The 1,625-nt window shown below is 44.6% G+C and carries 1 protein-coding gene; it reads left to right on the top strand.

What is annotated here, in order from left to right; all coding sequences use genetic code 11:
• Nucleotides 1-59 precede the first annotated feature (59 nt).
• Nucleotides 60-1,625: asparagine synthase B (asnB, locus tag AB4653_RS24005; protein ID WP_372105499.1), on the top strand; the 1,566-nt coding region annotated here is incomplete at its 3' end.

Raw genomic sequence — 1,625 nt, 5'->3', positions numbered from 1 at the left:
TTTAGCCAGAATGGCAAATTGAATACAGTTGATTTAGAAATTATTTAAAAGGAAGTTCTATGTGTTCAGTATTTGGCATTCTCGACATTAAAAGTGATGCCGCAGCACTTCGCCCTATTGCTTTAGAAATGTCTAAAAAGCTTCGTCACCGTGGCCCAGACTGGTCTGGTATCTATGCTGGTGAAAAAGCTATCCTTGCTCACGAGCGTCTAGCTATCGTCGGCCTAAATAGTGGTGCTCAACCACTATATAGCCAAGACAAAAAACACATTCTTGCAGTCAATGGCGAAATCTATAACCACAAAGAACTTCGCGCTCGCTATGAAGATAAATACCAGTTCCAAACTGACTCTGATTGTGAAGTCATTCTTGCGCTTTACCAAGAGATGGGTGCCGACCTTTTAGAAGAACTTAACGGTATTTTCGCTTTCGTTTTATATGACGAAGAGAAAGACGAATACCTAGTCGGCCGCGACCATATTGGCATCATCCCGCTTTACCAAGGCTACGATGAGCACGGCAACTATTACGTTGCTTCAGAGATGAAAGCACTGGTTCCAGTTTGTAAGACGATCAGTGAGTTCCCTCCTGGTAGCTTCTACTCTTCTAAAGATACAGAACCTCAACGCTACTACATCCGCGATTGGAACGAATACGCAGCCGTTCAAGGTAACAGCACAAGCAAAGAAGAGCTAACTGAAGCGCTAGAAGCTGCTGTTAAGCGTCAACTAATGACTGACGTTCCTTACGGTGTACTTCTATCTGGTGGCCTTGATTCATCAATCACTTCTGCAGTCGCTAAACGTTTTGCAGCAATGCGTATCGAAGATGACGAGCAATCAGAAGCTTGGTGGCCACAACTACACTCATTTGCTGTTGGCCTAGAAAATGCTCCCGATCTGATTGCTGCACGTGAAGTTGCGGACAAAATCGGTACTGTACACCATGAGATGACTTACACCATTCAGGAAGGCTTAGATGCAATCCGTGATGTTATCTACCACATCGAAACTTATGATGTTACGACCATCCGTGCTTCAACGCCGATGTACTTGCTAGCTCGTAAGATCAAAGCAATGGGTATCAAGATGGTACTTTCTGGTGAAGGTGCTGATGAAATCTTTGGTGGCTACCTGTACTTCCATAAAGCGCCAAACGCAAAAGAGTTCCACGAAGAGACGGTACGTAAACTTCTTGCTCTAAGCATGTTTGACTGTGCTCGTGCAAACAAATCACTTGCAGCATGGGGAGTCGAAGGTCGTGTACCATTCTTGGATAAAGAGTTCATCGATGTGGCTATGCGTTTAAACCCTGAAGACAAAATGTGCGGTAACGGTAAAATGGAGAAACACATCCTACGTGAGTGTTTTGAAGACTACTTACCAGATTCAATCGCATGGCGCCAAAAAGAACAGTTCTCTGATGGTGTTGGCTACGACTGGATTGATACATTGAAAGCAACGGCTGAAGAAAAAGTAACGGATCAACAAATGGAAGCTGCTCAGTTCCGTTTCCCTTACAACACACCAACAACCAAAGAAGGTTATGCTTACCGTGAAATCTTTGAGGAGCTATTCCCTCTAGAATCGGCGGCAGAGTGTGTACCTGGCGGCCCTTCAGTTGCC

This window comes from Vibrio sp. 10N.222.48.A3 (genome assembly GCF_041475345.1).
Taxonomy (GTDB): domain Bacteria; phylum Pseudomonadota; class Gammaproteobacteria; order Enterobacterales; family Vibrionaceae; genus Vibrio; species Vibrio tasmaniensis_A.
This window is presented reverse-complemented; position numbering and strand designations above follow the sequence as displayed.